This window comes from Mesorhizobium sp. M7A.F.Ca.CA.004.06.1.1, assembly GCF_003999135.1.
Lineage (GTDB): Bacteria > Pseudomonadota > Alphaproteobacteria > Rhizobiales > Rhizobiaceae > Mesorhizobium.
The window spans coordinates 1-6,770 of the sequence record NZ_RZPQ01000275.1; the positions used below are offsets into that span (position 1 = coordinate 1).

Consider the following 6,770-nt stretch of genomic DNA (forward strand, 5'->3'; position numbering starts at 1 on the left):
GTGTAGACGTCGCCCTCGAGACCGGTGCCTTGCGCGATGACAGCGGCAATCCGCGCCCGGTCTTCGGCGTCGAGCGCAACGTCCATGATCTTTGCATTGGCCAGCGCATGCGCCTGGTTGCGGGCGCCGACGATGACGGCCGCCACTTGCGGCTGCTCCAGCACCCAGGCGCTGGCGATGGTGGCGATGTCGACGCCGTGGCGGTCGCCAACGGCCTTCAGCGCCTGAAGCAGGTGCTGGAAAAGGCCCCAGCCGCCGAAATCGTCGATGATCAGCTTGTATTTCACCAGCGAGCGGTTTTCGAGCGGCGTGGCCGGTTCGGCCACGCCGAGCCATTTGTCGCTGAGAAAGCCGCCGGCCACCGAGCCATAGCAGAGGAAGCTGACGCCGTGTTTGGCGGCGAGGTTCGCCAAGCTGTTGCCAGGCCGCTGGTCGAGCACCGAATATTGCAGCTGCTGGCTGACCAGCGGTATGCCGGCGGCAAGGATTTCAGCCAGGCGCGGCGTGTCGAAATTGGTGGTGCCGAGATTGCGCACCTTGCCTTCAAGCCGAAGCTCGTCGAGCCAGCCCATCGCCTCGACATAGCGAGGCTGGTCATAATCCCACCAGTGGAACTGAACGAGATCGAGCCGCTCGGTCTTCAGCCGCCGCAATGACTGGTCGACGATGCTCCTGATGTAGTCGCGGCTGATGCTGGCCAGCCGTTCGAGGTCGGGCACCAGCTTGGTGTGCACCTTCATCCGGGCGGCGACATCGAGGCCGCGCTCACTGGCCAGTCGCAGGCGCGCGGCGCCGATCAATTCCTCGACGCCGGTGTAGATGTCGGCGCAATCATAGGTCCAGATGCCGGCATCGAAGGTGGCGATCAGATCGGCCACCGCCTGGCTGCGGTCGATGGCGCCGTGGCCGCCGGCCAGCTGCCAACCGCCGCGGATGACGCGCGAGATGGTGTAGCCAGAGCCGAGTTCGAAGGTGTTGGCACTCATCTCAGGTCATCCTCTTTAGGCAGCGGCACCGCCGTGGTCTCGGCGTGGCTGAACCGCCGCTTGGCCATCCTGACGATCCTCAGCCGGCTGGCGCAATTGGGATCGGGACAAGCGATCTCCGCGTCCGAGGTCATCCAGTCGTTCGGGTGGGTTGGGCGCTGCTTGGCCGCCAGCAGAGGCAAGACGGCGGCGAGCGAATAGATCGAAAAACCCTGCCCTGCCGGCATCGACAGCATCTCGCCCTTAAGTTCGAAATAGTCGCCTTCCTTGGCGCCGCAATAGATCGGCTTGCCCTCCGGGATGACCGCCTCGACGCGAAGATCGAACAGCTCGAAACTGTCGTCGGCCATTCAAGCCTCCATCAGGCTGAAGGTAACATCGCAGGCGCCGTTGCGGCGGATGACACCGCAAGCGGCGGCGAACCGGTCACGCTCTTCGACGCGCACTTGCGCCACCACGCTGCCGGCCAGCCAGCCGATCGGGAACAAGAGCCGCGCGCCCTGCCCGTAGTAGAGGCCGATGTCGAAGATCGCATTGGGATTGCCGCCCCACATGCGTGGCGGCACGTAGGAAAGCACGATGTCGCCCGGCTGCGGCGTCAGCGTCGCGTTCTCGGCCGGCAACGGTTTCGCATAGGCCTGGCCCTCGAGATCGGCCGCGGGAACCGGACAGGAGATTTCCGGCCCCGTCCACATCGCATGGATGCCAGGGACGACACGTGGCGTGCCGAGATAGGCCGAGAGGAAGGCAGCGTTTTCCGGTGCCTTCTCGGGCAGCAGCAGCGCCGTGACGGAAAGCTGCGAGCGCGGCTCGGTGATCCTGATGGCGGTCATGTCTGGTCTTTCGCGGCGGCGGCCTGCAGCTTGCTGCGCAGGAAGGTGAAGGGGCGGCTGATGTCGGCGACAAGCGATTCGCGCGCCGCCTGCGCATCCTGCGTGGACAGCGCCATGACGATGCGGCGGTGATACTGGGCGGTGTCGACTTCGCCGGCCTCCGAGAAGGCATAGATAGCGACGCGGATGCAGGGCCCCGATTGCAGCCACAGGCTCTCGATCATCGGGATCAGCACGGCCGAGCCGCAGGAGCGGTAGATCTCGAAATGAAAGCTCTGATTGAGCGTCACTTCGCGATCGACGTCCTTCTTGTGTTTCAGCGCCCGCATCTCGTCCCATTCGCCGAGAATGGTTTCGATGGTGGCGATCTGGCGCGGGCCCATGCGGGCGGCGGCCAGCGCGATCGCTTCGCCCTCGATCAGGATGCGGGCACGCAAGAGATCATCCAGCCGTTCCAATGTGATCGGCGGCACACGCACCGAACGGTTGGGCAGCGCCTCCAGCGCCTTTTCCGTGATCAGCCTGCCGAGCGCCTCGCGCACCGGCATGGTCGAGGTGACCAAGGCGTCAGCTAGGCCACGGATGGTCAGCACCTGGCTCGGCTCGAACAGGCCGCCGATCAGGGCGCGGCGCAATTCCGAGTAGACGCGGTCCTGCACAGTTTCGCGGCCGACTGGCGCAAGCTGGGCCGCGATCGCCTCGTTGTTCTTTTCGATGGCAGCCTTTTGCATGGAATTCCGTTCTTGGCCGGTTTTCGGCTTGCGGATGAAATTAAAGCCGAATAGCGTGATCAAAGCAAGTGTGATCACAAATCATAATCAGGAGACGGCAACGATCGTCTTCGGCCAGAGGGTTTGATGAGCGAGGCAACCAAACGGCAAGGGGAAACCCGCGCGCCGGTTCTGACGGCAAGGAATGTCGTCAGGCGGTTCGGCGGCCTTGTCGCGGTCAACGATGTCTCGTTTGACGTCAAAGCGGGAGAAATCCTCGGCTTGATCGGCCCCAATGGTGCAGGCAAGACGACGATGTTCGACCTGCTCGCCGGCAGCATCCTGCCGACCAGCGGCGAGATCCTACTCAACGGCACGCCTGTCTCGGGCGAAGCCGCGCATCTGCGCATCGGTCATGGCGTTGGCCGAACTTTTCAGATCCCGCGCCCGCTGCCCAATCTGACGCTGATCGAAAACATTATGCTGGCCGCACAGGGCCAGGCCGGCGAAAAGCTGCTCGCCAATTTCATCACGCCATGGCGCGTCGCCGCGCAGGAAAGAGCCGCCAGGACAAAGGCGCTCGAACTGCTGGAACTGGTCACCCTCACCCATCTCGCGCATGAGCCGGCGCGGGTGCTTTCCGGCGGCCAGCGCAAGCTGCTCGAACTCGCCCGCGTGATGATGGCCGACCCGGCGATCATACTGCTCGACGAACCGGCGGCCGGCGTCAACGCGACGCTGCTGGAGGTCATCATCGACCGCATCCGGGACATCAACGCGCGTGGCATCACCTTCCTGCTGATCGAGCACAATATCGATATGGTGACGCGGCTTTGCCATCGCGTCCTCGTCATGGCGAGCGGCCAGCTGCTCAGCGAAGGCACGGCCGAAGAAGTCGCTCGCGACCCACGTGTCATCGAGGCCTATCTCGGAGGCGCGGCATGAGCGAGATCGTCCTCGAAGTCCGCGACCTCGAAGCCGGTTACGAGCCCGGCGTGCCGATCGTGCGCGGCGCCTCGATCACTGTCAAAAAAGGCGAGATCGTCGTCGTGCTGGGCCCCAACGGCGCCGGCAAGTCGAGCTTCATCAAGGCCATCGCCGGCCTCGTCCCGATCACCGGTGGCACGGTGTTTCTGGACGGCAAGGACATCACCGCTGCGCCTGCCCACACCATGGTGCGGCTTGGACTGGCCTTCGTGCCGCAGACCGAAAACATCTTCCCGCTGATGTCGGTCGAGGACAATCTCAGGGTCGCCTGCGGCGTCCTCGAGCGGCGCGAAATCCCTGCCCGCATCGAGGAGATGTATGCCGCCTTCCCAGACCTCGTCCGCCAGCGCCGCACCGCCGCCGGCAATTTGTCGGGCGGACAGCGGCAGATGCTCGCTGTCGCACGGGCGCTGATCGTCCACCCCAGAGTGCTGGTGCTGGACGAGCCGTCGGCCGGCCTGTCGCCGAAATTCGTCTCGATGGTGTTCGAGATGCTGGCCGGCATCCGCAAGTCCGGCGTCACCATCCTGCTGGTCGAACAGAATGCCAAGGCGGCGCTCGCCATCGGCGACCGCGCCTATGTCCTGGTCGAAGGCAAGGACCGGCACGAGGGCATCGCCTCCGAATTGTGGAACGATCCGGTGGTCGCCGAACTCTATCTCGGCCAGCGCCCATCTAAGGCAGGGAAAGGAGGTGAGGCATGAGCCTGCAATTTGTCGTCGACGGATTGCTGACGGGTTCGATGATCGGCCTCGGCGCCATCGGCGTGACGCTTACCTATTCGATCCTGCGCTTCTCGAACTTCGCCCATGGCGACTTCATGGCATGGGGCACCTATGCGACGCTGGCCGTCGTCAGCGCCATCGGTGCGACAGTAGGCAAGGTGGCGCCGATCGCACCGCTGTCCTTCGGCTGGCCGCTCATTGTTGCGCTCGTTATCGGCATGGCCTTCACCGCGCTCTTGGCGCTGCTGCTCGACAAGGTGCTGTTTTCGCGGCTTCGCTCGCAAGGCCAGGCGATCATCGTGGTGATGGCGAGCTTCGGCGCCTCGATGGCGCTGAGAAGCCTGCTCGAATTCACCTTCACCTCGCGGCCGACCTATTTCAGCCGCGCGATCCAGATCGCCATGCCGATCGGCTTCGGCATCCGCATCACACCCGACCAGATCGCGCTTTTGCTGCTGACCGCGGTGCTGGTGCTCGGCGTGCATCTGTTGATAACGCGCACGCAGACCGGCCGCTCGATGCAGGCCTTGAGCCAGAACGCGGCGCTGGCCCGCATCGTCGGCATCGATGTCGCCAGCGTGGTGCGCGTCACCTGGGTCATCGGCGGCGCTCTCGCCTGCGTCGCCGGCGTGATGATCGGCATTCTGGTGCAGATCCGCCCGTTCATGGGCTTCGACATGCTGCTGCCGATGTTCGCCGCCGCCATTCTCGGCGGCATCGGCAGCATTCCCGGTGCGGTGCTCGGCGGCCTGATCATCGGGCTCGCCGAGGCTGGTGCGGTGCAGTTGATCGGCGCCGAGTGGCGCGCCGCCGTTTCCTTCATCATCCTGATGGCGGTGCTGTTCGTGCGGCCGATCGGCCTGTTTGGTGTGAGGGAACGCTGATGGACCTGCTCGGCTACGGCGCCTTCTTCCTGACCACAGCGCTGATCTTCTCGCTGGTCACGCTAGGGCTCAATTTGCAGTGGGGCCTGACCGGGCTGTTCAATGTCGGCCTCGCCGGCTTCGTCGCCATCGGCGCCTACACATCGGCGCTGCTGACCACACCGGACGATGCCGCGCGGCTGGGCGGCTTCGGCCTGCCGATCCTTGTCGGCTGGGCGGGCGCCATGGTCGTCGGCGGCATCGCTGCAGCGCTTACCGGCATGGCAACGCTGCGGCTGAAATCCGACTATCTGGCGATCACCACCTTCGGCGTCGCCGTCGTCGTGCAACTGGTCGCGCTCAACGCGCAGAAACTGACCGGCGGCCCGTTCGGCATCGGTTTTATTCCGCGCCCCTTCGGCAGCCTTGCCGAGACGCCGCTGCTGTTCAACCTGTCCAACCTTGGCGTGGTCTCGGTGGTGACGCTGATCGCCTATCTCGCCTTGGAACATTTGTCGCGCAGCCCGTGGGGGCGGGTCTTGAAGGCGTTGCGCGAGGATGAGCGGGCGGCGATCTCGCTTGGCAAGAGCGCGCGTTTCTACCGCGTCCAGGCCTTTGCCGTCGGCGGCGCCATCATGGCGCTGGCCGGCGCGCTGCAGGCGCATTTCACCGGCTTCATCGCGCCGGACAATTATCTGCCGATCCTGACCTTCCAGGTCTGGGTGATGCTGATCGTCGGCGGTTCCGGCAGCAATCTCGGCGCCGTCATCGGCAGCATCCTGGTGTGGGCGATATGGGCCGGATCGGGCACGCTGACCAGCATCCTCTTCCCGCCGGAACAGCAGGCTCGCGCCGCCGCGCTGCAGATCGCCGCCATCGGCGTCATGCTCTGCGTCATACTGCTGATCCGGCCGAACGGCCTATTCGGCGACAGACCGCGGCGGTCCTGGTTAGATAAGCGGGCGAAGGCGGCGACGGCCAGGAGCATTTCGCCGTCATGAATGCCACGGTTCGGCGGGAAACGCATGGCGCTTCGCTGTGGCATGCCGTCAGCCGCAACCGCCGCGAGCGGCCGGCGCTGCAGAGCGGGCTCGCTGTCGACCTGGCCATCGTCGGCGGTGGCTTTTCCGGTCTTTCCACCGCGCTGCACGCGGCGGGGAAAGGCCTTTCCGTCGCCGTTCTCGAAGCCGAATTCATCGCCTGGGGTGCGACCGGCAGGAATGCGGGCTTTGTCGTGCCGAACTTCGCCAAAATGGATCCAGTCGACATACTGGCCCATCTCGGACCGTCGCGCGGCGAAAGGCTGATCGATTTCGCCGCCGGCAGCGCCGACCTGGTTTTCCGCCTGATCCGGCAGCACGGCATCGACTGCGACGCCGTGCAGAACGGATGGATCCAGCCTGCGCATTCGCCTGCCGCCTTCGAGAAGGTCAAGTCACGTGCCGGGCAATGGGCACAGCTTGGCCGGCCGGCAGTCACATTGGATCGGCAGGAAATCGAAGCCCTGACGGGCGTGCCGGGCTATGCCGGCGGCTGGATGGATCGTTGCGGCGGCGTGCTCAATCCGGTCGCCTATGCGCGCGGGCTTGCCGATGCGGCGGAGAAAGCCGGCGCGAAGGTCTTCGAGCAGACGCGCGTCGCCTCGGTTGATCGCATAGCCGATGGC

Annotated in this window: 9 protein-coding genes; 5 read left to right on the forward strand and 4 right to left on the reverse strand. The window is 65.1% G+C overall.

Going from position 1 to position 6,770, the window contains the following annotated elements:
* From EN906_RS17460 to EN906_RS17475, 4 genes are all read right to left on the reverse strand, one after another.
* The coding region (locus EN906_RS17460; protein WP_164777216.1) for an aldo/keto reductase at positions 1 to 986 on the reverse strand (986 nt) is incomplete at its 3' end.
* Positions 983 to 1,336 carry a TIGR04076 family protein gene (locus EN906_RS17465; protein ID WP_127270671.1) on the reverse strand — a complete coding sequence of 118 codons (354 nt, stop codon included), beginning with the start codon at positions 1,334 to 1,336 and terminating at the stop codon, positions 983 to 985. The genes EN906_RS17465 and EN906_RS17460, both read right to left, overlap by 4 nt.
* Positions 1,337 to 1,819, reverse strand: coding sequence for a DUF3830 family protein (locus tag EN906_RS17470; RefSeq protein WP_127270673.1), 483 nt, complete (start codon positions 1,817 to 1,819; stop codon positions 1,337 to 1,339).
* On the reverse strand, positions 1,816 to 2,550 hold the full coding sequence (locus EN906_RS17475) for a GntR family transcriptional regulator (RefSeq protein WP_127270675.1): 735 nt from the start codon (positions 2,548 to 2,550) through the stop codon (positions 1,816 to 1,818). The genes EN906_RS17470 and EN906_RS17475 overlap by 4 nt, the downstream gene beginning before the upstream one ends.
* Before the next feature lie 126 nt (positions 2,551 to 2,676).
* Here EN906_RS17475 and EN906_RS17480 point away from each other — a divergent pair, with 126 nt between their 5' ends.
* From EN906_RS17480 to EN906_RS17500, 5 genes are all read left to right on the forward strand, one after another.
* On the forward strand, positions 2,677 to 3,474 hold the full coding sequence (locus tag EN906_RS17480; protein ID WP_127270676.1) for an ABC transporter ATP-binding protein: 798 nt from the start codon (positions 2,677 to 2,679) through the stop codon (positions 3,472 to 3,474).
* Positions 3,471 to 4,220: an ABC transporter ATP-binding protein gene (locus tag EN906_RS17485; RefSeq protein ID WP_127272525.1), complete on the forward strand. Its 750-nt coding sequence runs from the start codon at positions 3,471 to 3,473 to the stop codon at positions 4,218 to 4,220. Before EN906_RS17480 ends, EN906_RS17485 begins: the two co-directional genes overlap by 4 nt.
* Positions 4,217 to 5,125 carry a branched-chain amino acid ABC transporter permease gene (locus tag EN906_RS17490; protein WP_127271373.1) on the forward strand — a complete coding sequence of 303 codons (909 nt, stop codon included), beginning with the start codon at positions 4,217 to 4,219 and terminating at the stop codon, positions 5,123 to 5,125. Before EN906_RS17485 ends, EN906_RS17490 begins: the two co-directional genes overlap by 4 nt.
* Positions 5,122 to 6,105, forward strand: coding sequence for a branched-chain amino acid ABC transporter permease (locus EN906_RS17495; RefSeq protein ID WP_164748655.1), 984 nt, complete (start codon positions 5,122 to 5,124; stop codon positions 6,103 to 6,105). Before EN906_RS17490 ends, EN906_RS17495 begins: the two co-directional genes overlap by 4 nt.
* A partial coding sequence (locus EN906_RS17500; protein ID WP_164777217.1) for an FAD-dependent oxidoreductase occupies positions 6,102 to 6,770 on the forward strand: 669 nt, incomplete at its 3' end. The genes EN906_RS17495 and EN906_RS17500, both read left to right, overlap by 4 nt.